The following is a 26,322-nucleotide window of genomic DNA, read 5'->3' as shown; positions in this document are numbered from 1 at the left end:
ATCTATTATTATGGCTCATAAAGTTGCAATTATAGGATTAGGGTATGTAGGTTTACCATTAGCAGTCGAGTTTGCTAAAAATAAATTTAATGTCATTGGTTTTGATATTAATGAAACTAGAATAAAAGAATTAAAGGCAAATAAAGATAATACATTAGAAATTTCAACTAAAGTATTACAATCTACTAAAACACTTAATTTTTCTAGTTCATTAGAAGACTTAAAAACCGCAAATATTTATATTGTAACAGTACCAACACCAATTACAAAACATAAATCTCCAGATTTAACACCAATAATTAAAGCAAGTAAAACAATTGCTAAAGTTTTAAAAAAAGGAGATATAGTAATTTATGAATCTACTGTATACCCTGGTTGTACAGAAGAAGTTTGTGCTCCAATATTAGAGTCAGAAAGTAAATTAGTATTTAATAAAGATTTCTTTTGTGGCTACTCTCCAGAACGTATAAACCCAGGAGATAAAACACACACTATAGATAAAATTATTAAAGTCACTTCTGGTAGTACACCAGAAGTAGCAACAATTGTAGATAATTTATATAAATCTATTATTACTGCAGGAACCCATAAAGCCAGTTCTATAAAAGTAGCAGAAGCTGCTAAAGTAATAGAGAACACGCAGCGCGATTTAAACATTGCATTTATTAACGAATTGGCTATTATTTTCGATAAGCTAGAAATAGATACCACTCAAGTTCTAGCAGCAGCAGGAACAAAATGGAATTTCTTGCCATTTACACCAGGATTAGTTGGTGGACACTGCATAGGCGTAGACCCTTATTATTTAACACACAAAGCAGAATCTGTTGGCTATCATCCAGAAGTTATATTGTCTGGAAGAAGAATAAATTCAAATATGGGAATGTTTGTAGCTAATAAATTAATTAAATTATTAGTAGTTAAAGGAAGCGAAATAAAAGGAGCAGATGTGCTTGTAATGGGTATGACTTTTAAAGAAAACTGCCCAGATATTAGAAATACAGGTGTAATAAATGTAATTAACGAGTTAAATGGATTTGGCTTAAACGTAGATGTTTACGATTCTTTTGCAAATAAAGATGAGGTTAAACACGAATACGGTATTGATTTAATTCCTGAAATAACAAAAAAATATAAAGCCATAGTATTAGCTGTTAAGCATACTAAATTCAATACTTTAGATTGGCACAACTTAATAAGCGATGACACAGTAGTTTTCGATTTAAAAGGATTTCTACCAGATAATTTGGTAACTGCAAGACTTTAAGGTTTTTATAAAGAATTTCGAGTATTTATTAGTTTTGGTTTAATTGTTAAAATATTTATAAAAACAGTACATTTGCAACTTTAAAAGGAAAACTTTAATGAAAAAGAATTTAATTATTTTTGGAACAAGACCCGAAGCTATTAAAATGGCACCTTTGGTAAAGGAGTTTTTAAAAAATAGTAAGGAATTTGATACTCGTGTTTGTATTACTGCTCAGCACAGAGAAATGTTAGACCAAGTATTAACATTTTTTGAAGTAACACCAGACTATGATTTAGATTTAATGAAACCAAATCAAAATTTATATTCTCTAACAGCAGATATTATAACAAATTTAAAGCCAATACTAGAAGAGTTTAAGCCAGATTATGTTTATGTACATGGAGATACCACCACCACCATGGCTGCAAGTATAGCTGCATTTTATTCAGGAGCAAAAGTATGCCACGTAGAGGCAGGATTAAGAACTTTTAATAAGCGTTCTCCTTTTCCCGAAGAAGTTAATAGAAGTATTGCTGGTAGTGTTTCAGATTATCATTTTGCACCAACAACAACATCTAAGCAAAATTTATTAAACGAAAACATTTCAGAAAACAACATTCTTGTTACTGGAAACACAGTAATTGATGCATTAGATTTTAGTTCGGGTAAAGTAACATCTTCTCAATATTCAGATAAAGAAGTTGAACAATTAATTTCAATAGTAGATAACTCTAAAAAATTAATTTTAGTAACAGGACATAGAAGAGAAAACCATGGTCAAGGTTTCATTAATATTTGTAGTGCATTAAAAGAAATTGCAGAGCAAAATAGCGATGTTCAAGTTATATATCCTGTACATTTAAATCCAAATGTACAAAAACCAGTATACGAGTTATTAGCAGATATTGATAATGTGAAGTTAATAGATCCGTTATCATATCCAGCATTTGTATGGTTAATGAATAAATCATATTTAATTATTACAGATAGTGGTGGTGTGCAAGAAGAAGCACCAAGTTTAGGAAAACCTGTTTTAGTAATGAGAGATACTACCGAAAGACCAGAAGCTGTAGATGCAGGAACTGTTTTTTTAGTAGGAACAAACAAAGAAAAAATAGTAAAAGAAACAAACAACTTATTAAATAACGAAGAAGCTTACCTAAAAATGAGTAAATTGCATAATCCTTATGGAGACGGTACTGCTTGTAGTAAAATAGTAAATTTCATATCTAATTTATAATCATGAATAACAAACCAAGTGTTGTAATGGTTGGTTTAGGCTACATTGGCTTACCAACAGCAGCTTTAATTGCAAGTAGAAACATAAAAGTTACAGGAGTAGATATCCACCAACATGTTGTAGATACTATTAATAAAGGAGAAATACATATTGTAGAGCCAGATTTAGATGGTTTAGTACACCATGTTGTTAAAGAAAATTACTTAACAGCTAGCACAACTCCGGTTGAAGCAGATGTATATTTAATTGCAGTTCCAACACCATTTAAAGGTGATCATGAACCAGATATTTCGTATGTAGAATCTGCTACACGTGCTATTTTACCAACTTTAAAAGAAGGAGCTTTAGTAATTATAGAATCTACAAGCCCAGTTGGTACAACAGAAAAAATGGAAAAAGTTATTTTTTCTGAAAGACCAGAATTAGAAGGGAAAATATTTATGGCGTATTGTCCAGAACGTGTTTTGCCAGGAAATGTAATACATGAGTTAGAACATAACGATAGAGCAATAGGAGGGATAAACGAAGCTTCAACAGAAAAAGCTGTAGCATTTTACAGACATTTTGTTAAAGGAGAATTACACAAAACAAACTCTAAAACAGCCGAAATGTGTAAGCTTGTAGAAAACTCTTCTAGAGATGCACAAATAGCATTTGCTAACGAGTTGTCTATGATATGTGATGAAGCAGGAATTAATGTTTGGGAGCTTATTAGACTAGCAAACAAACACCCAAGAGTTAATATTCTACAACCAGGAACTGGAGTAGGTGGACACTGTATAGCGGTAGATCCTTGGTTTATAGTAAGTGAATTTCCAGAACAAGCAAAAATTATACGTGCTGCAAGAGAAATTAACAACTATAAAACAGAATGGGTTATAGAAAAAATTAAAAGTACAGCTTTACAGTTTGAATTAGATAATGGTAAAAAGCCAAAAATCGCTGCAATGGGATTAGCTTTTAAACCAAATATCGACGATTTAAGGGAATCTCCAGCTTTAAATGTGGTAGAAGCTTTAATTAAAGATAACTTTAATATTATGGCTGTAGAGCCTAATATAACCTCACATAAAACTTTAGAAATATACAATGCAAAAAATGCTTTAGAACAAGCAGATATTGTGGTGTATTTAGTTTCTCATAACGAGTTTAAAGCATTAGAATCTAAAGCAATTACATTAGATTTTTGTAATGTTACTAACCAATAAATTAAATAAAAAATGAAAAATATTTTATTAGTGTTATTATTTCTAGTTACTATATCATGTAAGGATGAATCAAAAAAAGAAATTCTAAAACCAGAAACTACTAATGTAAAACAGGATGAAAAGGACAAAGTTAGTTCTGTGAAAATTTTTCCAATTGAAGAAGATATTACAATGAAACTTAAGTATATTTTTGACAACGATTTTGTTTTTGATAAAGGTTTAGTTCTTGAGAGTATTGGATTAGTTGAAGTTGATAAAGATTTATATAAATTCGTTTTTATTCTAGAAAAAGGATTAGATTTTAAAAGAATAAGTGAAGATTTAAATTTTGGAATGATTTTTTATCCTAGTGATGAATCTTTACTTGAAACAGAAACTGAAAAGAAAAGAGGCTCTATAAAAACAGGTATAGGAACAAAAATTAAACAGATGGGTGAACATTTTGTATTTACTTTAGATGAATTTAGGTTATTACCCAAGAATTTTAAAACAGTTAGGTTCTATTTTTATAATAAAAATGGAGTCGGTATAGTTGGCGATAATCTTATTTTGACTAATGTATCTATATAGATTGTAAAAACATTATTTTAATATGACTATACCAAAATTTAAGATTGATACGATATTAGTTTTATATATTGGTTTAGGACCAGTATTCTGGATAGGCCCTATAGGTGTTCCATATTTTAAAATAATTAAGTTTCTACTTTTCTTTTTTGCACTTATATGGGTAACACTTGAAGGTGTAAATAAACAAGACCTTAAGGTAAACAATACTTTTTTAGTTTTCATTTCTCTTTTGTTTTTAACTTCTATATTTGGTTTTATACAAACAGATGTTTCTGGAATTGTGTCTGTTTCAATGTCTTATATTCTTTTGTTTTTTGTGTTTGGAGTCTTTTATCAATACTTTAAAGACAAATCATTTGAGGATATTCTTAGTATTTTTCTAAAAGCGACTTCTATTATTGCCTACCTATGTATATTTATTATTATTAACCATGTATTAAATATTGTAGATTGGAAGTATATATCTAAAATAACAGAATCTTATGCTCATATGGTTAAACTTGCAGACACAGGCTTTTCTACTGGAAGAACAGCTTGGTCAAATAGTTTAGCGCTCTATTTTACAATAGCAGTTTATGGTTTTTTTAGAAGAAAAAACAAAACCCTTTTATTATATGCACTAATCATTTTTATTGCTCAAATATTAAGTGGGGGAAGAGGTGGATTAGTGATTTCGATAACTGTGTTTCTAACATATGTTTTATCAAGAGTAAACTTTAAAGTCTTAATAGTTTTGTTTATTACCGGTTCTGTTTTAATATATTCAAATCAAGAATATTTAAAGAAAAGATTAAGGTTTAATAAGCTAGAAAGGGCAGATGACAATGCATTAGATAAATTTACAGCAGGAAGATTAGGCCATTTTGTTTTTGCTTTTAAAAGTATAGGTGAAGATTTTAATTTCATTAAAGGAAACGGTTTCTTAAAAAAAGAAAATAAAATTGATAAAGAAACTGATATACATTTTTTATGGCTAAAAAAACTATTAGAAGGAGGAGTATTTTATTTATCAATTTATGTGCTTTTTGTCGTCTTTTTTATATATAGGCTTATTAATTTATACTTAAAGGATAAAAAATACGCTTTATTTTTATATGTTTTTTTAGCAGGATTGATAACTACATTATTTGAACCTAATGCCATTTTTGGGTCTTTACAATCGTCTTTAGTCTGGTGGGCAGTTATTGCATCATCTGAATCTTTGAGAATAAGCAATAATGTTTAGAAAAATTATATCTTTTGGAGCAATAGAAGGAGGTGCCAAAATCCTTAATATTGTTATGATGTTGGTTTTGCCTTTTTTTATTTCAACAGAATTCTATGGAGAGATTAGTATTATTATCTCGATTCAAAACCTAATGGTTAGTTTAATGGTTTTTGGTCTCGATAAAGCAATTTTAAGATTATATCCAGATTTTAAAAATAATATTTTTTGGGCTAGTTTTATAAGACTCTGGGTCAAAATTATTATGATATTGTTTCCTATATATATATTAGGGTTCTTATTTTGGAAAGGAAGTATATCTTATCTTTTTATTTCATTATTACTATTTGTTACAGTTCTTTTGCAATGTACTAGACAACTAAATATCGCTTTGTTTAAGGTCAATCAAGACGTGAAAAGTTTTTTTAGGCTAAGGTTTTTAGTTCAATTTGCGATATTCGTTTTGGTGATAATCGCTTTAAAGACTAATGAATCTATAAATTCATATCTGTTTGCATATTTAATTGCCCTAATTCCTTTTATTCTGTTTCTGTATAGAGGGAAAAAAAAATCCCTATATAAGAAAGAAAAAACTTTAGAAGTTCAAATTTTTAATTTTTCTTGGCCACTAGTTTTTCATACACTAGGTACTGTAATATTAATGTCTGTAGATAGATTAATGCTTGATTATTATTTATCCAAACATGATGTTGCTGTTTATTCTTTTGGTTATACTATTGGAGCATCAATTACATTCGTATATGCTATTCTAAATGCTTACTTTGAACCAAGGCTTATTAAATCAAGTGAAGAGAAGTCGTTAAAAGAGAAAGTGCTTAATAGTTATACTAGTGTTCTTTTTATTTTTGGAATTATTTTGGCAGTAATTATTATAGGAATTGCTCCAGTAATTATAGAAAATTTTTATAATACTATTTATCTAGAGTCGATTCCTATAATATCAATTATAATTTTGACTCATCTTATAAACCCAATTTATTTACAGTCCAATTTTAGGCTAATGAATTTGAAAAAAACGAGAATCATAGCTTTTTCTACTTTTTTATCAGGATTTTTTAATATTGTTCTCAATGCATTATTTCTTGAAAATGGATATGGTATTGCTGGAGCTGCTTATGCTACTTTTATATCTTATTTATTTTTATCAATTGTTATTTATTTTCTTTCATTAAAAAATCAGAAAGGATTAAAAACGATACAATCTGTAAGCTTTGTAATTATTAGCATTTCCTTATTAACAGTAGGGCTAATTTTTGTAGACTCAAAATTAAGTTTAATACTTCTATTGCTTATTTTAGCTCTTATTCATCTATTTAATGTTAAAGGCCTAAAATATAATGATTAAAGTTTTAAATAAATTAAAAGGAGAAAAGCTATACTTCTACATTACATTACTAATTGCTTGCACATTATTTATACCAAAATATTCTATTAATAGTTTTGCGATAATACTCTTAGTATTGGTATGGATAGTTAAAAGAGATTACAGATATATTGGTAATATTTATAAAAACAAGCAATATTTAGTTGTTATACTATTTTACTTTTCTTTTATTATTGGCATATTTTACTCTAAAGATATAAATGAAGCTTTAAAAATATTAAAGCTTCGATTGCCTATTCTAATCCTTCCATTAATATATTGCTCAATCAATAGTTTTTCCAAAGAACAAATCAATTTTTTTAAAAGGTCTTTTGTAGTAGCAACGTTAGTTGCGTGTTTATATTGTCAAAGTAATATAATTTTAGTTTGGTTAGATTCTGGAGAACCATTACGTAATGTAATTAGCAGTTATAAATACACATATACTTATTTAACCGATTTTATAGACCTTCATCCAACTTACTTTTCATACTTAATAATTATAGCATTAATTTTTTTAGAAAGTATTTTAAGAAATACTCTTGATAGATTTAAAAGAGTACTTTGGGTAATATTAGGTTTATATTTTCTCTTCTTTTTAATTCTCATCGCAAGTAGAATTGCAATTATAGGATTATTAATAATAGGTATATTAAAGGTTGTTAAAATATTAAAAACTAGGAGCTTAAAAAAAATAATAATAATGTTAATTGCTTTATTAACCATCATTCCTTTGATGTCTAAATTTGATTTTGCAGTTAAAAGATATAAACAAGTAGTAAATGTTTTTGTACCTCAAAAAGGAGTAGTACACAGTAGTGGAGGCTTTAGAATATATTCTATTAGAATATTTCAAGAAGAGTTTAAAAAAGCACCTGTTTTCGGTGTGGGGTTTGGTGATGGGCAGAAGAACTTAGATAATCATTATGCAAAAATAGGCTTCCCCCATATGCAAGGCCTAGACTATCATAATCAATACATACAAACAGCTATTGAGTTGGGTTTAGTGGGCTTATTATTAATGGTTTTAAATTTTACCATTCATTTTTTATTTAGTTTAAAAAGGAATGAGAAAGAGTATCTATATTTTTTGATAATTACAATGCTTTTCCTTTTAGTTGAAAATATGTTTATTAGGCATAAAGGAATCGTTTCTTATTCCTTATTCAATGCACTATTATTATTTAATTTTTATAAAGAATCTAAAAGACTTAATAAATAGGCAATGAATACGATTAAATTCAACTTATCTATTTATTATATTTGAATAAAATAACAGTAATATTATTAAATCGTTATTAATTGTGAAGTGATTTTTCTTGAGTTATTTTTGTGCGCAAGCATATATGTCAAAAAACATGAATTGGACAATGCTTGGTTTTAGGATTTTTAGAGATGGAGGTATTGTGTTATTATTTATATATTTGGCTAATCAAAACCAATCTGGAGCCGCATCTATGATTTATTCTAACCTGATTCTTGGTGCAGTATTTATGATGATAATGATATTGTTTTATAAATTGAAAACAAATACTATTAATCATGTTAAAGAGTAGAAATAGTACATTGATTAAAACAGGAATCTATTCTTTCTATATAGTCATACTATTTGATTTTATAACTAAAATCCTATTGACATATTCTATAGATACATTTAATAGATTTAGTTTTATTCCAAAATTTATAATAATAGTGTTTCTTTTATTAATAACATTAAAATTAGGGGAAAGAAAAAAAATTAATTTACTTATTCTTTATTTAGGTATGTTTATCTTAACGTTAATAGCATTTTTTTCTTTATATAGAGATTATAATTATATAATCGTTTTCAAACATTTATATAATTTATCACTATACTCTTATCCATTTATATTAGTTACTTTTTTTAGGGTGTTAAACAAGCAAGAAAAAAAGATTATAATACAAGCAATAGAAAAACCTATTTATATTATAGGTGTAATAAGTAGCATTTTAATTATATTAGGATTAATTACTAAAATTGAATTATTCAGAGCTTATAGTTTTTCTAATAGATTTGGATATAATGGAATATTCTTAAAAACATCTGAGGCAAGCTATTATTATATTTGTCTTTTAATACTTTCAACATATTATTTTTTTATTGAAAAAAAGAAAAAAATAGTTAGTTTATTATTTTTAACAACTTCATTATTAATTGGGACAAAAATAGTATGGTTATGTATTGCCTTATTAATATTTTTTTACTTGTTTGAAAAGAATAAAAAAATCACTACTACAACTATTTTAATTTTGGTTTTAGTATATTTTCTTTTTAGAAAGACTATTGATAATTTCTTAATAGTTTTGCTCCCAAATGGAGAAAAATTGTATAAGGAAAATGGAATGTTTACTGTTCTAACATCAACAAGAGATTTGTTATTAGAACAAACTATAATTTTTTCAAATGAGAATTGGAATTTTATAAACTACCTATTCGGAGGAAACAAATATGGCCTATATAAAGTAGAATTTGAATTTTTAGACTTGTTCTTTTTATTTGGGTTTTTAGGAATCGTTATATTCTATTTTTTTCTTAAAAACAATTTCTTTAAAAAAATCAAAGGAAAATTCAGTTGTTATCTTTTAATTGTAGTATTAACATGTGCTTTTTTCGCAGGAAATTTCTTTAAGAGTTTTTTAGTTTTTTCAGTTTTTTATTTCGTATTTCAAAATCTAATTTACAAAGAAGAAGTTCTTTTAGAAAATAATGAAGCTTACTAAAAATCACTTATAAATTATTTTAGTTTTTAAATCAATAATACCTCTTTTCAAAAGATAAATAAACTAATTTTTTTTTAAGATATATAATTATATTTGTTGCATTCAATTTGTTTAGTAAAAACTAGTTATAATTGAAAAATTTAGATGTTATGAAAAATGTGAAATTAGCAATAGTTTATCAAGTAATTTTCCATTATAGAGTGCCTTTCTATAAAGAAATAGAAAATGATAGTAGTATTAGCTCTATTTTGCTGCATGGAAATGGAGTTAAAAACACTAAGCTTCAAAATGCTTCCAACAACCTTAATTCAAAAAGGAAACTATTTACTTTAAAATTTCCTTATAAAAAAAATAATGAAAAAAAATATTTTACCTTTTTTCCCTTTTTATTTTTTTCTTTAGTTCGCGTAAATCCAGATGTAATATTACTTGAAGGCGCTTCATCATTAATAAATAATATTTCTTCTATTTTATATTCTAAAATGTTTAGAAAAAAAGTTATTTATTGGTCTTTGGGTAAATTAGAAAACACAGAAGTTTCAACACAAAGAAGTAAAGTAGACAAATTAATTAACTTTATGGAAAATAAAGTGAATTCCATTTTTACATATAGTACAATTGGCAGAAGTTATTTTGAAAATAGAGTTGATGATCCTAATAAAATTTTTGTTGGGGTTAATGTGTTAGACACGAGGGAAATATTAAAAAAAGAGAGCAAAAAGGTATTAAATTTCAATCGACCATTTACTATATTATTTGTCGGTAGTATAATCCCTGCAAAAAACTTAGAATTATTAATAGAAGTTTTTTTGGAGTTTGAAAAAAAATGTACCAATAGTCGCCTTGATATAATAGGTTCTGGTGCCGAATATTATAATAATTTAAAACAAACCTATCAAAGTGCGTCAGATAACATACACTTTCACGGAAGAATAACAGAAGGATTGGAGGAGTATTATTTTAACTCAGATATATTTGTTTTACCAGGTCTTGGTGGATTAGCCATTTGTGAGTCTATGGCTTATGGTTTGCCAGTTGTTTGTTCTTCTGCGGATGGAACAGAAAAAGATTTAATAGATAATAATAGTGGTTTTATAATTAATGATATGACTAAAGAAAACCTATTAAATCTTTTAAATAAATTATCTTCAGATAGATCTATTTTACAAGAATATGGTGTAAATGCAAAACAAAGAATTAAAACAAAATATAGCTTTGAGAGTTATTATGACACATTTAAAAAATCGTTAATCTACGCTTATGAGAATTGAATTAGTTTTATATAGAATAGGTTTTTTTTTAAATAAAATTAAACTAAAACCTATAGCTAAAATGTTATCATTTTTAAACAGGTTAATTTTTTCTGCATGGATACCATCTACTGCAAAAATCGGAAAAAATGTAAAACTTGGGTATTGGGGATTAGGGGTTGTAATACATTCAAACTCGGTTATTGGAAATAATTGTTTAATTGGACAAAATGTTACCATAGGTCGAAATTTTGGAGAAAAAAAAGTTCCTGTTTTGGGAAATGATGTTTATGTTGGAGCAGGATCAGTAATTTTCGGAGAGATAGAAATAGGTAATAATGTTATTATAGGCAGTAATTCTGTAATAAATAAAAGTATACCTGATAATTCCACAGTTGTCGGAAACCCTTTTAAAATAATCAAATCAGATAGAAAAGAAAGGTATTGGGAATATGATGAATAAATTGTATATTGATAATATAAAGCATGTTTTCGATCTTTTTAAAAACATGGGATTGCGATATGTTTTATTTAGAATCTATTATGCGATTTCAACAAAATTAGGATGGCAGAAAAAAGCATTTCCTATAAATCCTGAGTTTAAAACATTTATAACTCTAGAAGAGTGGAAAAATAATTTATCTCCATTTTTCTTCTACGGAAAAGATATACATAAGCTTCCAAAAGATAGAGATGAGAAGTTAAAATCTACTTTTCAAAAGATAGAGAATGGAACCTTTACTTTTTTTAGTAAACAAGAATTAAGCTTAGGAAAACATTACGACTGGATTACAAATCCAATAACAAATCACAAGTATGATATTTCAAAGCATTGGAGTGAAATACAAGATATTTCATTAGAAGCTGGAGATATAAAGTTTGTTTGGGAGAAAGCAAGATTTTCATTTTTATATGATGTTATTAGATACGATTATCATTTTGATGAAGATCAATCGCAATTGGTTTTTAATGAAATTAAAGATTTTATAGCTAAGAATCCTATAAATCAAGGTCCAAACTATAAATGTAGCCAAGAAATAAGCTTAAGGGTTTTAAATTGGACATTTGCTCTCTATTATTACAAAGATTCAGAGAATTTAAACGAAACACTGTATCAAGAAATAATGAATTCAATATACTGGCAATTGCACCATGTATATAATAATATTCACTTTTCAAGAATTGCTGTAAGAAATAACCATGCTATAACAGAAACCTTAATGTTATATTTATCTGCCAAACTATTTCCATTCATGGCAGACACAAAAAAATGGAGCATAAAAGGAAAAAAATGGTTTGAACAAGAAGTAGAATATCAAATATATAAAGACGGTACATTTCTTCAATATTCTATGAATTATCACCGTGTGACCGTGCAGTTATTAACATGGGCAATTCAATTATCTAAGTTAAATAACGAAAAATTTAAACCAGTTGTTTACGATAGAGCAGAAAAATCATTAAGTTTTTTAGAGACTTGTTTAGATCCGGTTTTTGGAGAGTTACCAAATTATGGATCTAACGATGGCGCTTTATTTTTTAAGCTAACAAATAAAGACTATAGAAACTATAAATCGCAATTAGACGATTTACGTTTAGCTCTAGGTAATAAATATTATTACAAGTCCGAAAGCCAGTTTTGGTATGGTTTTAAAAACGAAAAACAAGCGGATAATATTCAAATTCCAGATATAAATGTTTTTGATAAGGGTGGATATTATATTATTCAAGATCAAGATGTAAAAACATTTATACGTTGTGGGAAATATAAAGATAGGCCTGCACAGTCAGACAATTTGCATTTAGATATTTGGGTGAATGGCAATAATATTTTAAGAGATTCTGGTTCTTATAAATACAATACAGAAAAAGAACTTATAAATTTCTTTAATGGTTGCGAAGGTCATAATACTGTTGGTATTGAAGGCGAAAATCAAATGCTAAAAGGCAGTCGTTTTATATGGTATAATTGGGTTAAATATGCTAAGGCAACCTTAATTAAAAAGCAGGATAATTATATATTTAATGGTGAAATTAAGGCTTTTAAAAATTTAGGAAATAATATTTTCCACAACCGAAGGGTTGAAAAACCAGTTTCTAAGAATATTTGGAGTGTTACAGATGAGTTTAAAAACACTAATAATTTCACAAAAAACCAATATTGGCATATAAATCCAGAATTTTTAGATAAAATAACTATCGAAACAACCGATGCTACTGGAAATAAATTAAATCCTTTAATAGAAGAAAAATACTTTTCTAGTTACTACGGTGTAAAAGAAAAAAGTATTAGGCTTACCTTTGCCACTAAAACAAACACCTTTAATACCGAAATTAAAATAAAGTTATAATATGAAAATATTACTCATACATCAATATTTTTTAGAAAAAGGAGACGGTGGAGGCTCACGTTTTAATGAGATGACACAGGTATGGGCAAACCAAGGTCATGAAATTACGGTTTTAGCAGGGATGGTACATTATGCAACAGGTAAAAAACCTGAAAAATATAAAGGAAAGTATTTTTTTACTGATTTAGATTTTTATAATAATGTAGATGTCATTAGATCTCATGTATCCGAGAGTTATAATACTAATTTTTTAGGAAGACTATGGGCTTATTTTTCATTTGTTTTCTCAAGCATTTACGCTGGTTTATTTAAAACTAATAAAAAATTTGATGTTATTCTTGTTACATCTCCTCCACTATTTGTAGGTATCACCGCTTATGTTTTATCAAAAATAAAAAGTGTGCCGTTTGTTTTCGAAATTAGAGATTTGTGGCCAGAATCTGCAATAGATACAGGTGTATTAAAAAATAAAATGATAATTAAATTCGCTTATTGGTTTGAGCGCTTTATTTATAAAAAAGCTGCATTAATTAATGTGTTAACACCAGCGTTTAGAGAGAAGTTAATAGTAGATAAAAAAATTGATCCCAAGAAAGTTATTTTTATACCAAATGCAGCAGATTTTTCTTTAGCAGAAAGCATTCAGGAAAATTTTGACGCTACTGCTTTTAAGAAAGAACTTAATCTTCAAGATAAGTTTGTAATAACTTATGTTGGAGCTCATGGTGTTGCTAATCATTTAATTCAATTAATAGAAACTGCAGAGAGGTTAAAAGATACCAATGTTGTATTTCAATTAATTGGAGCAGGTATGCAAAAAGACATGCTAGTTGAAGAAGCTGCTAAAAGAAAATTGAATAATATAATTTTTAGAGATTCTGTTGCTAAAAAAGAAGTGTTTAAGTATATTTTAGCTTCAGATGCTGGTGCATCTGTCTTAAAAAAAGTTGATACTTTCAAAACAATATACTCTAATAAAACATTCGATTATATGTCTTGTAAAAAGCCAATTTTACTTGCGATAGATGGTGTTTCAAGAGATTTAGTTGAGCAGGCTAAATGCGGTTATTATGTTGAGCCTGAAAATCCAGAAGAAATAGAAAAAGGAATTAGGTTAATGTTGGCTAATAAAGAGTCTCTTAATATAATGGGAGAAAATGGTTTTAACCATGCTAAAAAATATTTTGACAGAAGGGATTTAGCTTCAAAATATACTAATAAAATAAAAGAAGTTTTAGAATAATGTATATCAGGTTAATTAAACCAAGTTTAGATTTTATAGCAGCATTAATAGCTTTAGTACTATTTAGTCCTTTTTTTATATTAGTTTTAATACTATTACTTTTTAATAATAACGGTAAACCTTTTTTCTTTCAAGAAAGACCAGGAAAAAAAGGAGAAATTTTTAAAGTCATTAAATTTAAAACAATGACAGATAAAAAAGATGCTAATGGAAATCTATTACCTGATGCAAAAAGATTAACACCTGTAGGGAAATTTGTTAGAAAAACATCTTTAGACGAGTTACCGCAACTTTTAAATGTGCTTAAAGGAGATATGAGTTTAGTAGGGCCAAGGCCTTTACTTCCAGAATATCTTCCATTGTATAACGAAACACAAAAAAAGAGACACGATGTAAAACCAGGAATAACTGGTTGGGCTCAAGTTAATGGAAGAAATGCAATTACATGGAAGAAGAAATTTGAATTAGACGTTTGGTACGTAGAAAATATTAGTATTATTTTAGATTTAAAAATAATTTTAAAAACCATAGGTAAGGTTATAAAATCTGAAGATATTAATACAGAAAATCAAGCAACTACATTTAAGTTTAATGGAAACAACTAATTTAGTATGGAAAATATAGAAAAAATAGCGATTATTGGAGCTGGCGGATTTGGAAGAGAGGTAAAGTGTTTAATTGATGATATTAATAGTAAAGAAAAACAATATGAAGTTATTGGTTTTTTTGATGATAATATTGAAGTAGGAAAATCCATTAATGGCATAAAAAATCTTGGTTCAATAGAATCTATAAATAATATAGACTATAATTTAAATATAGCTTTAGGTGTAGGTGTACCAGAAATAAAAAAGAAATTAATTTCTAGTATAAATAATACTAATATTAAGTTTCCAAACTTAATTCATCCTAATGTTATTAAATCTACCGACGATGTAGCAATAGGTATCGGAAACATTATTTGTGCAGGAAATATAATTACCTGCAATATCGATATCCAAGATTTTGTAACATTAAATCTTTCTTGTACAGTTGGTCATGATACAACAATAAAAAGCTATAGTTCATTTATGCCAAGTGTAAATATTTCTGGAGAAGTTATTATCGAGGAAAATGTATATGTTGGTACAGGAGCTAAAATAATTAATAACTTAAGTATTGGAACAAATACTATTGTAGGTGCTGGTGCTGTGGTATCTAAATCTTTACCAGAAAATTGTACAGCTGTAGGTATTCCTGCAAAACCAATTAAATTCCATAATTAATATTGTTATGAATCAAAAAATATGGCTATCCTCTCCACACATGGGAGGTAATGAGCAAACGTATATAAAGGAAGCTTTCGATACTAACTGGATTGCGCCGTTAGGACCAAATGTAACAGGTTTTGAAAAAGATTTAGAATCTTATTTAAAAGAAGATGTACATGTAGCAGCATTATCTTCTGGTACTGCAGCAATACACTTGGCATTAGTGCAATTGGGAGTAGGTTTAAACGATGAGGTATTATGCCAAAGTATGACGTTTTCTGCATCAGCAAATCCAATTGTTTATCAAGGTGCAAAACCATTATTTATAGACAGTGAAGAAGATACATGGAATATGTGCCCAATTCATTTAGAAACAGCTATAAAAGATAGAATAGCAAAAGGCAAAACACCAAAAGCAATAATTATAGTACATTTATATGGCATGCCAGCCAGAATAGACGAGTTATTAGCAATAGCCAAAATGTACAATATTCCGGTAGTAGAAGATGCTGCAGAAGCATTAGGCTCAACGTTTAAAGGTAGAAAATGTGGAACTTTCGGAGATTTTTCAATTTTATCATTTAATGGAAATAAAATTATTACAACCTCTGGTGGTGGAGCAATGGTTTGTAATAACATAGAAAAGAAACAAAATACTATTTTTCTTGCAACGCAAGCCAGAGATCAAGCAACTCACTATCAGCATTCTCAAATTGGTTATAATTATAGAATGAGTAACATTAGTGCAGGAATAGGAAGAGGTCAAATGGAGATCTTAGATAAGCATATAAACTTAAGACGCGAGATGAACAGTTTTTATAAAGAATTGTTTAGTGATGTTGAAGGTGTAGATGTATTTACAGAACCTAATGAGTATTCGTATTCAAATCATTGGTTAAGTTGCATCGTTGTTAATGAAAATGCACCATTTACTAAAGAAGAACTGTTTAATAAAATGCTAGAAGCTAATATAGAAACAAGACCGCTATGGAAACCTATGCATTTGCAACCTGTATTTAAAAATGCACCATTTTATGGAACTAATATTAGTGAAACATTGTTTGAAAAAGGACTTTGCTTACCAAGTGGCTCTAACCTTACAGAACAAGATAGAGATCGAATTTCTAAAGTTGTAAAAAGCCTTAAGTAAATTTAATTCTATCTAATTTAAACTGTAAAGTACAGTTATATTTCTATATTGTAATTATAATTATGATATTTGTACACTCAAATACAACATTTTAAATGCTTAGAAAATTAAAACAAGCTGTATTTCAAGTTTTAGAGTCTAGTCGAAAAAAAATAGATTTTAAAAACATTAACTATCTGCCAAGATGGGCAATATTGTGTTTTGATAGTGTAATTTTATTAACAGCATTAGTAGTTACTAAAATCATAATTGGTAATTTAAAAAGTGGAAACGTTTATTTTTCTTATTTGCCAACAGGACAGGAGTTAATAGTTGTTCTTGTTAATATATTATTTTTTATTTTTTTTAGAACCTATGCAGGTTTAATTAGGCACTCTACATTTATAGATGCTGTAAAACTGTTTTTAGCCTCTGCTACTACATTAGTAACAACATTAGCCATACATTATGTGTATTTCCTATTTACTGAAGAAAGCATTTTTTTAGTACCAGAAATTTTAGTGTATGCAATTGTTTCTTTTTGTGGATTATTTCTTTTCAGAATTTTAGTAAAACATGTTTTCGAAGAATACTTATCATATCAATATGAAGAAGACCAAATAAACGTATTAGTTTATGGAACTGGTGAAAATGCTATAGCGATTGCTTCGGCATTAAAATCAGAAAAACCATCACGTTATAAAGTATTGGGTTTTATAGATAGAGAGGGTAAAAATAAAAGTAAAGAAATATTAGGGCTTCCAATTGTTCAATTGCATAGAAAAGTTGCCGTAACATTAAGAGCATATGGAGCTCAAGCACTTATTATTGCAGATAATAAAATAACAAAAGAAGCAAGTATAGCTATTATAGATAACTGTTTAGAATATAATTTTAAAGTATTTAGAGCACCATTAATTTCGGATATTGAAAACAATAAAAGTTTATCTAATCAAATAGAAAAAATTCAAATTGAAGATATTCTAGAAAGAGATCCAATAAAACTAGACAATAAACTTGTTGCAAAAGAAATATACAATAAGTGCATTTTAGTTACTGGAGGAGCAGGATCCATAGGTAGTGAAATAGTTAGGCAAGTAGCAAACTATAATCCTAAAAAACTATTAATTTTAGATAATGCCGAAACTCCGCTTTATCGCATTCAACATGAAATTAATCAAAATTTTCCAAATCTAGATTTTGAAGCCATTATTTCCGATGTAAGGAATAGAGAAGTAATAGACGAAGTGTTTAGTAAACATAGGCCTAACGTTGTATACCATGCGGCAGCATATAAACACGTGCCATTAATGGAAAAACATCCATCGCAAGCCGTTTTTGCAAATGTAGTAGGTTCTAAAAACGTAGCAGATATGTCTAGCAAATACGAATCTGAAAAATTTGTTATGGTCTCTACAGATAAAGCTGTAAACCCAAGTAATGTTATGGGAGCATCCAAACGCATTGCCGAAATTTATGTTCAAGCCCTTCAAAGTAAATTAAAAAAAGAAAATAAAACAACCACACAGTTTGTAACAACAAGGTTTGGTAACGTTTTAGGCTCTAACGGCTCTGTAGTGCCTTTATTTAAAAAACAAATAGAAGAAGGCGGACCATTAACTATTACGCATCCAGACATTATTAGATATTTCATGACTATTCCAGAAGCTTGCCAACTAGTAATAGAAGCTGGTGCAATGGGAAATGGAGGAGAAGTATTTATTTTCGATATGGGAGAAGCAGTAAAAATTATAGATTTAGCTAAAAAAATAATTCGTTTAGCAGGATTTGTACCATATAAGGATATAGATATAAAAGTTATTGGTTTAAGACCTGGTGAAAAGTTATATGAAGAACTTCTAAACGATAAGTCTGAAACATTACCTACATACAATGAAAAAATAATGATAGCAAAAATCGAATGCTATGATTATGCAACAATAAATAAACTAATAACAGATCTTACCGCCTCAGCAAAAGATGGTAGTAAAAACGAAATTGTACTTAAAATGAAAGATATTGTTCCAGAATTTTTAAGTATGAATTCAGACTTTGAAAGACTAGATAAAAAAATAGTCTAAAAAAATATAAATCACTTTAAAGCGTTCTTTTAAAAAGAAGCGTTTTTATAGAAACAAGCATACAATTTTTAAATGAAAATAGCAGTAATAGGCACAGGATATGTGGGTTTAGTTACAGGAACATGTCTTGCAGAAACAGGTAATGATGTCCTTTGTATAGATATAGATAAAAATAAAGTAGAACAAATGCAAAGTGGTAAAGTACCTATATACGAGCCACACTTAGATGTTTTATTCGAAAGGAATATTAAAGCAAATCGCCTAAAATTTTCAACAAGTTTAGAAGAAGGTTTAGAGCATGGCGATATTGTATTTTTAGCTTTACCAACACCAGAAGACGAAGATGGTTCTGCCGATTTAAAGTATATATTAGGAGTAGCAAACCAAATAGGAAAACTTATTAAAGGTTATAAAGTTATAGTAGATAAAAGCACTGTTCCTGTTGGTACTTCCGAAAAAGTAAAAGCAGCAATTGCTAAAAATGCAACAGTAGATTTTGATGTAGTTTCTAATCCAGAATTTTTAAGAGAAGGTTTTGCCGTAGACGATTTTTTAAAACCAGAACGTATTGTTGTAGGATCCAGCAGCGAAAAAGCAATAAAGCTTATGGAAAAACTGTACAAACCTTACGTGCGTTCAGGAAATCCAATAATAGTAATGGACGAAAAATCTGCAGAGCTTACTAAATATGCTTCAAACGCTTTTTTAGCAGCCAAAATTACATTTATGAATGAGATAGCTAACTTTTGCGAAAAAGTAGGAGCAGATGTCGATAAAGTAAGAATTGGTATGGGAACAGATTCAAGAATAGGAAAACGTTTCCTTTTTCCAGGTATTGGTTATGGAGGTTCTTGTTTTCCTAAAGATGTAAAAGCGCTTCATAAATCTGGAAAAGATTCAAATTATAATTTTCAGATATTAGATGCTGTTATCAATGTAAATGCAAGACAAAAATTAGTTTTAATTCCTAAAATAGAGAATCATTTTAATAATAATTTAAAAGGAAAAAATATTGCTGTTTGGGGATTGGCATTTAAACCAGAAACAGACGATATACGTGAAGCTCCAGCACTTTATATGATAGATAGTTTACTAGAATCTGGAGCAAATATTACAGCTTTCGATCCAGAAGCAATGCCTAACGTAAAGCGAAAACTTGGCGATAAAATAAAATATGCAGACGGTATGTATAATGCTTTAGAAAATGCCGATGCATTAGTTATTTGTACAGAGTGGAGTATTTTTAGAACACCAGATATTGATAAAATGAAGGCAAATATGCAAAACAATATTATCTTTGATGGTAGAAATTTATACGATGTAAAAGATATAGAAAACGAAGGTTTTACATATATATCAATAGGAAGGTAATGGGTTTAAAAAAAGTACTAATAACAGGAGCTGCAGGATTTTTAGGGTCTCATTTATGTGATCGTTTTATTCATGAAGGTTATCAAGTTATTGGTATGGATAATTTTATAACTGGCGATAAAAAAAACCTTGCGCATCTTAAAACTCATGAAAACTTTAGTTTTATAGAACATGATGTTACTAAGTTTATAAAAATTGAAGGTACTTTAGATTATATATTACATTTTGCATCACCAGCTAGCCCTATAGATTATCTTAAAATACCAATTCAAACATTAAAAGTAGGCTCTTTAGGTACACATAATTTGTTAGGCTTAGCTAGAGCAAAAAAAGCAAGACTTTTAATTGCATCTACTTCAGAAGTATATGGAGATCCTTTAGTGCACCCTCAAACCGAAGAATATTACGGAAATGTAAACACCATTGGACCAAGAGGTGTTTATGATGAAGCTAAACGTTTTCAAGAGTCAATTACAATGGCTTATAATAGATTTCATGGTTTAGAAACACGTATTGTTAGAATATTTAATACTTACGGTCCAAGAATGAGGCTAAACGATGGTCGTGTAATTCCAGCATTTATGGGTCAAGCGTTAAGAGGAGAAGATTTAACTGTATTTGGAGATGGTAAGCAAACGCGCTCTTTTTGTTATGTAGACGATCAAATAGAAGGTATTTATCGTTTGTTATTAAGCGATTATAGTTATCCAGTTAATATTGGAAATCCTCACGAAATTACCATTAGTGATTTTGCAGAAGAGATTATAAAACTTACCGGTACAACTCAAAAAGTTATATATAAAGATTTACCAGTAGACGATCCTATGCAAAGACAGCCAGATATTACTTTAGCAAAAAAAATATTAGGTTGGGAGCCAAAAGTAAATCGTTCAGAAGGTATGAAAATAACATTCGATTATTTTAAAAGTTTAAGTGAGGAAGAACTTAATAAAAGTGAGCATAAAGATTTTTCAAGCTATAATAACAAATAGCAAATGGAATATAAACGTGGAAGATACTCTTGGTTATTAAGACCTTTTTTGGTGCTTTTTGATTTGTTAATTATAAATCTTTTAGCGTTTTATTCCTTTAATTTTAACGAAGAACATCTTCATTTTTTTTCATCAGCCTTTTTTAATAATAAGCATTTACTTTATATAATATATTCTATTATATTTTGGATTTTGTCTACAGCTTTTATAAATTTTTATCATGTATATAGGTATACATCTGCATTAAACATTATTACATTACTAATAAAACAGTTTCTAATATTTTCAATATTAGTATATGCTTTTATTGGTGTTTTTAGGAGTGTAAATATACAAGCCTTTGTTACAATTAATTATTTATTTTCTGCATTTGCTATTATTGGTTTTGTAAAACTTTTAAGTTATTACTTACTAAAAGCCTATCGTTTAAGACTAAAAGGAAATTTAAGGCGTGTAGTTATTATTGGTGATACAAATGGAGCTAAAGAGCTTAAAACTATTTTTACTAATAAAAAAGAGCTAGGATATAACTTATTAGCACGCTTTAGTAATAATAAATCTCCAGAAATTACAGGAAGTATAAGTGACAGTTTTTTATTTTTGGAAGCTAATAGCGGAATTGATGAAATTTACTGTGCAATGGACGAGCTTACAGAAAATCAAGTTAACGATTTTGTAAAGTACGCAAACAATCATCATTGTAATATTAAATTTATTCCAGAAACTAAAAAGCTATTTACCAAACGTTTAAAAACAGATTTTTATAGTTATCTTCCAGTGTTGTCTATACAGCAAGTTGCTTTAAATCAAGATTTTAATAAGTTGGTCAAGCGTGTGTTCGATGTTGTGTTTTCATTATTCATTATTGTTTTTATACTTTCTTGGGTATCGGTTATTTTATTTATTTTAATAAAATTAGAATCTAAAGGACCGTTATTTTATAAACATAAACGTAATGGAATAAATTATAAAGTATTTACATGCTATAAATTTAGATCTTTAAGAACGGTAAAAGAAGTAAAAGGCACTTACGTTAAAGAAAACGATAATAGATTAACTAAAATAGGTAAGTTTTTAAGAAAAACTAGTATAGACGAGTTACCACAATTTCTCAATGTAATATTAGGAGATATGTCTGTGGTTGGTCCAAGACCTCATATGCTTTCTTATACAGAAGACTACTCAAAAAAAATTGATAAGTATAACTTTATATTCCGTCATCATGTAAAACCAGGTATAACAGGATTAGCGCAAATAAAAGGTTATAGAGGAGAAATTAAAAGTGATGAAGATATAATAAACCGAATTAAATTCGATAATTTTTATATTGAAAACTGGTCGTTATTATTAGATATTAAAATAATTATTCAAACTATTTTAAACATCTTTAAAGGACAAAAACAAGCCTATTAATTGTGAAAGCACTCGTTTCTATAATAACACCACTATATAATTCTGAAACCTTTATTAGCGACACAATTACCTCTGTTATAAATCAAACCTACTCTAATTGGGAATTAATTTTGATAGACGATTGCTCAACAGATAATACCATTAAAATTGTAGAAAATTTTATTTCTAAAAATCATAGAATAAAATTACTTAAAAACGAAAGCAATCAAGGAGCAGCTATATCAAGAAATAAAGGTATAATGGCTTCAAAAGGAGATTATATTGCATTTTTAGATGCAGACGACCTTTGGAAACCTATTAAACTAGAAAAACAAGTAGCTTTTATGAAAGCTAATAATTGTTATGTTTGTTTTTCTAGTTACGAGCAAATAGACGAAGAAGGAAAACCATTAAATAAAATGGTTAAAGCGTTACCAGTTTTAACGTATAACAAATTTTTAAAAAGTAACTATATAGGTAATTTAACAGGAGTTTATAATGCCAATGTATTAGGAAAAATAACTTCAGCTAATTTACGTAAACGTCAAGATTGGTTATTGTGGTTAAACGCAATAAAAGCTTCAAGAAAACCGGCTCAAGGAGTACAAGAATCTTTAGCATTTTATCGCGTTCGTGAAAACTCAATTTCATCAAACAAAGTTGCTTTGTTAAAACATAATTATTGGGTTTACAAAAAAGGTTTAGGATACTCTACAATTAAGTCAATGTATTGTATGGTAATATTTTTATGGGAGCATTTTTTTGTAAAAAGTAAACAAATAGTTTCTATTTCTTAACATAAGAAATAAACTGTTTTACTTTACCACTTTTTGCGCGTTCTAAGCTTTCTTTTCTCTCAAAAGAAACATGTAAACCAGGTTCTAAATAATCGTCTAAAGCCTTTTTTATAGTTTCTTTTTGTATTTCTGAGAGTTCTTCTTCTGCAACATAACTTACTTTAAAGGTGTCAATTTTAAATTGTTCAATCATAAACTCTTTAATTTTAGAAGCATCTTCAATAATAGTTTTTGTAACATAATACATAGTAAAACCAGCTGCAGTTTTTCCGCTTGGCAAATTTAATGTGTCATTTGTTCTTCCTGCTAAAGACTCAAGAATAGGCTTGGTAAAAGTACTTTTTTTAGAGAGCGTTCCAATATCTCCTAAATCGTATCTAATAAATGGATGTGCTTTATTGTATAATGATGTAATTACAATTCTACCTTGTTCGCCGTAAGGTAAAATATTATCATTTTCGTCTAAAATTTCAACATATAAATCATCACTATTTATTAACCATTCGTTTTTAGTATTTTGAAAAGCAATTAAGCCTAATTCTGCACAACCATATTCGTTAATTACAGGCACACCAAATTGTGTTTCAAGTATTTTCTTATCTTCTTCAAATAAAGTTTCAGAAGTTGCAATACAAGCTTTTAAACTTTTACATACGTCTTTTAAAACAATAGTTTCTCGCTTTAAATATTTTGCAAAAAGAGTTAGTGCATTAGAGTAACCGTAGAGATATTCGTAATCAAATTTGCTAAATAATGTTACGTTTTTAGCAAGTTGTTTATCACTCATATCAAAAACCGAAAATCGAAACCGGTTACTTAATTTATCTTTTAAACGTTCTTTATAATAACTTTTTTTATCTAATGGAATACCATAAAAACGAGCTTGTTTAGAGGTGTTTATGTCTAAATCATGCCAGCCATATCTATCCATAAAAATAGACCAAGTTAAAGCGTGGCAAAATTTATCTTTAGCAAACGATAACGGATAACCAGAAGAACCAGAAGTGTTATTTACTTGGCAGTTTTTGGTTGTAAAGCCTTTAGATAATCTATTGTTTAATGGTTGTTGTAAGTTTTTTTTAGTTAAAATAGGAATACTATTCCAATCGTTCACGTTTACTTTATTTGCAAACGATTTATAAAATGTGTTTTGTTGTAAATGGTAATTTATAATTTCGGTTCTTTTATCAATAATATATTGAGCTTTGTCCTCAACAGATAAGCCTTTAATACGTTTTAAAGCAAGTTTTGCTTTTTGTATAGGAAAGCCTTTTAATTTTAGAGAAAGGTTAAATAGATTCAAAAGAAAAAATTATAAATATGAATTTGTAAAGTAAATAATTATTTTTGCGGAAACAATCACAACTATGAATATTTTAATACTAGGTTCTGGAGGAAGAGAACATACAATTACATGGAAATTAGCACAAAGTAACAAATGTAGAAATTTGTTTGTTGCACCAGGAAACTCTGGGACAGCTAATATAGCTACAAATGTACCAGTAAATGTTACCGATTTTCAAGCCATAAAAGAAGTGGTGTTAAATAATAAAATAACAATGGTTGTTGTTGGTCCCGAAGATCCTTTGGTACAAGGTATTCATGATTTTTTTCTTGAAGATGAGGCGCTTAAAAATGTTGCTGTTGTTGGACCGCAAAAGGCAGCTGCGGAATTAGAAGGAAGTAAAGAGTTTGCTAAAGAGTTTTTATTTAGACACAATATTCCAACAGCAGCTTACCAGAGTTTTAATGCAGAAACAGTAGAAGATGGCTATGCTTTTTTAGACACTTTAAAACCACCTTATGTACTTAAGGCAGATGGTTTAGCAGCAGGAAAAGGTGTTGTTATACTTGAAGATTTAAACGAAGCTAAAGCAGAGTTAAAAGCAATGTTAGTAGATGCTAAGTTTGGAAATGCAAGTACAAAAGTTGTTATAGAAGAATTTTTAGATGGAATAGAATTAAGTTGTTTTGTTCTAACCGATGGTAAAAATTATAAAATTTTACCAACCGCAAAAGATTATAAACGTATTGGAGAAGGAGATACCGGTTTAAACACTGGAGGAATGGGAGCAATTTCGCCTGTGCCTTTTGCAGATGAAGAATTTATGTCTAAAATCAAGGAGCGTATTGTAATACCTACAATTAATGGTTTTAAAAAAGATAATTTACCTTATAAAGGTTTTGTTTTTATTGGTTTAATAAAAGTAGGAAATAATCCTTTTGTAATAGAGTATAATGTGCGTTTAGGTGACCCAGAAACAGAAGTAGTTTTACCTCGTTTAAAAAATGATTTAGTTGAGGTATTTCAAGCAGTTGCTAACCAAACATTAGATACAATTGAAATAGAAATAGATGAGCAAGCAGCAGCAACAGTAATGTTAGTTTCTGGTGGCTATCCTGAAGCTTATGAGAAAGGAAAAGAAATTTCTGGAATAGATAACATAGAAGGCTCTATTGCATTTCATGCAGGTGCACAATTAAAAGATAATAAAGTTGTAACTTCTGGAGGAAGAGTAATGGCTATAACAAGCTATGGAAACACGTACAAAGAGGCCATAAAAAAATCTTACCAAAATATAGAAAAACTACATTTTGATAAGATGAATTATCGAAAAGATATTGGGTTCGATTTATAAGTAAGAATGAGAAGAAATACTCTTATCTTCTTCATTATTATCGTTAAAACCTTTTAATTGTATCATCCAGTAAACCATTGCTACAGCACCTATAATCATAAATAACCAATTAACACCGTTAGCTAAAAACCAGTTTTCTAATTCTAAAAATCTTAGCATATCTAAAGGTGCAAATGCAACATCTACAAAAAAGTCTTGTATAGCGTAAAATAAATCTTTCATAATAATAG

At 28.3% G+C, this 26,322-nt stretch carries 24 protein-coding genes; 22 read left to right on the top strand and 2 right to left on the bottom strand.

What is annotated here, in order from left to right:
* The first annotated feature begins 10 nt into the window (after window positions 1-10).
* From CLV86_RS09030 to CLV86_RS08930, 21 genes are all read left to right on the top strand, one after another.
* Window positions 11-1,267: a nucleotide sugar dehydrogenase gene (locus CLV86_RS09030; protein ID WP_121051763.1), complete on the top strand. Its 1,257-nt coding sequence runs from the start codon at window positions 11-13 to the stop codon at window positions 1,265-1,267.
* Window positions 1,268-1,364: 97 nt separating this feature from the next.
* A complete protein-coding gene (wecB, locus tag CLV86_RS09025) occupies window positions 1,365-2,489 on the top strand; it encodes a non-hydrolyzing UDP-N-acetylglucosamine 2-epimerase (RefSeq protein ID WP_121051761.1) in 1,125 nt (374 codons plus the stop codon).
* Between the two features lie 2 nt (window positions 2,490-2,491).
* Entirely contained in the window at window positions 2,492-3,697 is a 1,206-nt protein-coding gene (wecC, locus tag CLV86_RS09020; RefSeq protein WP_121051759.1) for a UDP-N-acetyl-D-mannosamine dehydrogenase, read from the top strand.
* A 12-nt stretch (window positions 3,698-3,709) separates the two neighbouring features.
* Window positions 3,710-4,267, top strand: coding sequence for a hypothetical protein (locus tag CLV86_RS09015; protein ID WP_121051757.1), 558 nt, complete (start codon window positions 3,710-3,712; stop codon window positions 4,265-4,267).
* Window positions 4,268-4,289: 22 nt separating this feature from the next.
* Window positions 4,290-5,492 (top strand): hypothetical protein, encoded by a 1,203-nt coding sequence (locus CLV86_RS09010; protein WP_121051755.1) that lies wholly within the window; start codon window positions 4,290-4,292, stop codon window positions 5,490-5,492.
* Window positions 5,485-6,837, top strand: a complete 1,353-nt coding sequence (locus CLV86_RS09005; RefSeq protein WP_121051754.1) for an oligosaccharide flippase family protein — start codon at window positions 5,485-5,487, stop codon at window positions 6,835-6,837. The genes CLV86_RS09010 and CLV86_RS09005 overlap by 8 nt, the downstream gene beginning before the upstream one ends.
* On the top strand, window positions 6,830-8,077 hold the full coding sequence (locus CLV86_RS09000) for an O-antigen ligase family protein (protein ID WP_121051752.1): 1,248 nt from the start codon (window positions 6,830-6,832) through the stop codon (window positions 8,075-8,077). The genes CLV86_RS09005 and CLV86_RS09000 overlap by 8 nt, the downstream gene beginning before the upstream one ends.
* Window positions 8,078-8,213: 136 nt before the next feature.
* Window positions 8,214-8,411, top strand: a complete 198-nt coding sequence (locus CLV86_RS08995) for a hypothetical protein (RefSeq protein WP_121051750.1) — start codon at window positions 8,214-8,216, stop codon at window positions 8,409-8,411.
* A 10-nt stretch (window positions 8,412-8,421) separates the two neighbouring features.
* On the top strand, window positions 8,422-9,597 hold the full coding sequence (locus CLV86_RS08990; protein ID WP_147427026.1) for a hypothetical protein: 1,176 nt from the start codon (window positions 8,422-8,424) through the stop codon (window positions 9,595-9,597).
* 131 nt (window positions 9,598-9,728) lie between these two features.
* Window positions 9,729-10,868, top strand: a complete 1,140-nt coding sequence (locus CLV86_RS08985; RefSeq protein ID WP_121051746.1) for a glycosyltransferase family 4 protein — start codon at window positions 9,729-9,731, stop codon at window positions 10,866-10,868.
* Complete coding sequence (locus CLV86_RS08980) at window positions 10,858-11,310, top strand: serine O-acetyltransferase (protein ID WP_121051744.1); 453 nt, start codon at window positions 10,858-10,860, stop codon at window positions 11,308-11,310. The genes CLV86_RS08985 and CLV86_RS08980 overlap by 11 nt, the downstream gene beginning before the upstream one ends.
* Window positions 11,300-13,198, top strand: coding sequence for a heparinase II/III domain-containing protein (locus CLV86_RS08975; RefSeq protein WP_249037468.1), 1,899 nt, complete (start codon window positions 11,300-11,302; stop codon window positions 13,196-13,198). The genes CLV86_RS08980 and CLV86_RS08975 overlap by 11 nt, the downstream gene beginning before the upstream one ends.
* Window position 13,199: 1 nt before the next feature.
* The gene (locus CLV86_RS08970; protein WP_121051742.1) at window positions 13,200-14,441 is read left to right on the top strand and encodes a glycosyltransferase family 4 protein; all 1,242 of its coding nucleotides are present in this window, start codon (window positions 13,200-13,202) and stop codon (window positions 14,439-14,441) included.
* Window positions 14,441-15,046, top strand: a complete 606-nt coding sequence (locus CLV86_RS08965; protein WP_121051740.1) for a sugar transferase — start codon at window positions 14,441-14,443, stop codon at window positions 15,044-15,046. The genes CLV86_RS08970 and CLV86_RS08965 overlap by 1 nt, the downstream gene beginning before the upstream one ends.
* Window positions 15,047-15,052: 6 nt before the next feature.
* Window positions 15,053-15,706 (top strand): NeuD/PglB/VioB family sugar acetyltransferase, encoded by a 654-nt coding sequence (locus tag CLV86_RS08960; protein WP_121051738.1) that lies wholly within the window; start codon window positions 15,053-15,055, stop codon window positions 15,704-15,706.
* 7 nt (window positions 15,707-15,713) lie between these two features.
* A complete protein-coding gene (locus CLV86_RS08955; RefSeq protein WP_121051736.1) occupies window positions 15,714-16,841 on the top strand; it encodes a DegT/DnrJ/EryC1/StrS family aminotransferase in 1,128 nt (375 codons plus the stop codon).
* Between the two features lie 95 nt (window positions 16,842-16,936).
* A complete protein-coding gene (locus CLV86_RS08950; RefSeq protein ID WP_121051734.1) occupies window positions 16,937-18,901 on the top strand; it encodes a polysaccharide biosynthesis protein in 1,965 nt (654 codons plus the stop codon).
* 72 nt (window positions 18,902-18,973) lie between these two features.
* On the top strand, window positions 18,974-20,272 hold the full coding sequence (locus tag CLV86_RS08945; protein WP_076731534.1) for a UDP-glucose dehydrogenase family protein: 1,299 nt from the start codon (window positions 18,974-18,976) through the stop codon (window positions 20,270-20,272).
* Window positions 20,272-21,264: a UDP-glucuronic acid decarboxylase family protein gene (locus CLV86_RS08940; RefSeq protein WP_121051732.1), complete on the top strand. Its 993-nt coding sequence runs from the start codon at window positions 20,272-20,274 to the stop codon at window positions 21,262-21,264. The genes CLV86_RS08945 and CLV86_RS08940 overlap by 1 nt, the downstream gene beginning before the upstream one ends.
* A gap of 3 nt (window positions 21,265-21,267) precedes the next feature.
* A complete protein-coding gene (locus CLV86_RS08935; protein WP_121051730.1) occupies window positions 21,268-22,677 on the top strand; it encodes an exopolysaccharide biosynthesis polyprenyl glycosylphosphotransferase in 1,410 nt (469 codons plus the stop codon).
* Between the two features lie 2 nt (window positions 22,678-22,679).
* Window positions 22,680-23,453 (top strand): glycosyltransferase family 2 protein, encoded by a 774-nt coding sequence (locus CLV86_RS08930; RefSeq protein ID WP_121051728.1) that lies wholly within the window; start codon window positions 22,680-22,682, stop codon window positions 23,451-23,453.
* Here CLV86_RS08930 and CLV86_RS08925 read toward each other — a convergent pair.
* Window positions 23,443-24,756 carry a phenylacetate--CoA ligase family protein gene (locus CLV86_RS08925; RefSeq protein ID WP_121051726.1) on the bottom strand — a complete coding sequence of 438 codons (1,314 nt, stop codon included), beginning with the start codon at window positions 24,754-24,756 and terminating at the stop codon, window positions 23,443-23,445. The two genes, CLV86_RS08930 and CLV86_RS08925, sit on opposite strands and share 11 nt — an antisense overlap.
* A gap of 64 nt (window positions 24,757-24,820) precedes the next feature.
* Between CLV86_RS08925 and purD the strand changes: the two genes are divergently transcribed.
* Window positions 24,821-26,092, top strand: coding sequence for a phosphoribosylamine--glycine ligase (purD, locus tag CLV86_RS08920; protein WP_121051724.1), 1,272 nt, complete (start codon window positions 24,821-24,823; stop codon window positions 26,090-26,092).
* Here purD and CLV86_RS08915 read toward each other — a convergent pair.
* Complete coding sequence (locus CLV86_RS08915) at window positions 26,087-26,314, bottom strand: DUF6341 family protein (protein WP_121051722.1); 228 nt, start codon at window positions 26,312-26,314, stop codon at window positions 26,087-26,089. The two genes, purD and CLV86_RS08915, sit on opposite strands and share 6 nt — an antisense overlap.
* Window positions 26,315-26,322: the final 8 nt, after the last annotated feature.

Source organism: Lacinutrix venerupis (assembly GCF_003663945.1).
Lineage (GTDB): Bacteria > Bacteroidota > Bacteroidia > Flavobacteriales > Flavobacteriaceae > Lacinutrix > Lacinutrix venerupis.
This window is presented reverse-complemented; position numbering and strand designations above follow the sequence as displayed.

Bases quoted from the DNA above. Each gene is read 5' to 3' on its own strand.
- CLV86_RS09030 (WP_121051763.1), top strand. From the start codon at position 11: ATGGCTCATAAAGTTGCAATTATAGGATTAGGGTATGTAGGTTTACCA.
- wecB (WP_121051761.1), top strand. From the start codon at position 1,365: ATGAAAAAGAATTTAATTATTTTTGGAACAAGACCCGAAGCTATTAAA.
- wecC (WP_121051759.1), top strand. From the start codon at position 2,492: ATGAATAACAAACCAAGTGTTGTAATGGTTGGTTTAGGCTACATTGGC.
- CLV86_RS09015 (WP_121051757.1), top strand. From the start codon at position 3,710: ATGAAAAATATTTTATTAGTGTTATTATTTCTAGTTACTATATCATGT.
- CLV86_RS09010 (WP_121051755.1), top strand. From the start codon at position 4,290: ATGACTATACCAAAATTTAAGATTGATACGATATTAGTTTTATATATT.
- CLV86_RS09005 (WP_121051754.1), top strand. From the start codon at position 5,485: ATGTTTAGAAAAATTATATCTTTTGGAGCAATAGAAGGAGGTGCCAAA.
- CLV86_RS09000 (WP_121051752.1), top strand. From the start codon at position 6,830: ATGATTAAAGTTTTAAATAAATTAAAAGGAGAAAAGCTATACTTCTAC.
- CLV86_RS08995 (WP_121051750.1), top strand. From the start codon at position 8,214: ATGAATTGGACAATGCTTGGTTTTAGGATTTTTAGAGATGGAGGTATT.
- CLV86_RS08980 (WP_121051744.1), top strand. From the start codon at position 10,858: ATGAGAATTGAATTAGTTTTATATAGAATAGGTTTTTTTTTAAATAAA.
- CLV86_RS08975 (WP_249037468.1), top strand. From the start codon at position 11,300: ATGATGAATAAATTGTATATTGATAATATAAAGCATGTTTTCGATCTT.
- CLV86_RS08970 (WP_121051742.1), top strand. From the start codon at position 13,200: ATGAAAATATTACTCATACATCAATATTTTTTAGAAAAAGGAGACGGT.
- CLV86_RS08965 (WP_121051740.1), top strand. From the start codon at position 14,441: ATGTATATCAGGTTAATTAAACCAAGTTTAGATTTTATAGCAGCATTA.
- CLV86_RS08960 (WP_121051738.1), top strand. From the start codon at position 15,053: ATGGAAAATATAGAAAAAATAGCGATTATTGGAGCTGGCGGATTTGGA.
- CLV86_RS08955 (WP_121051736.1), top strand. From the start codon at position 15,714: ATGAATCAAAAAATATGGCTATCCTCTCCACACATGGGAGGTAATGAG.
- CLV86_RS08950 (WP_121051734.1), top strand. From the start codon at position 16,937: ATGCTTAGAAAATTAAAACAAGCTGTATTTCAAGTTTTAGAGTCTAGT.
- CLV86_RS08945 (WP_076731534.1), top strand. From the start codon at position 18,974: ATGAAAATAGCAGTAATAGGCACAGGATATGTGGGTTTAGTTACAGGA.
- CLV86_RS08940 (WP_121051732.1), top strand. From the start codon at position 20,272: ATGGGTTTAAAAAAAGTACTAATAACAGGAGCTGCAGGATTTTTAGGG.
- CLV86_RS08935 (WP_121051730.1), top strand. From the start codon at position 21,268: ATGGAATATAAACGTGGAAGATACTCTTGGTTATTAAGACCTTTTTTG.
- purD (WP_121051724.1), top strand. From the start codon at position 24,821: ATGAATATTTTAATACTAGGTTCTGGAGGAAGAGAACATACAATTACA.
- CLV86_RS08915 (WP_121051722.1), bottom strand. From the start codon at position 26,314: ATGAAAGATTTATTTTACGCTATACAAGACTTTTTTGTAGATGTTGCA.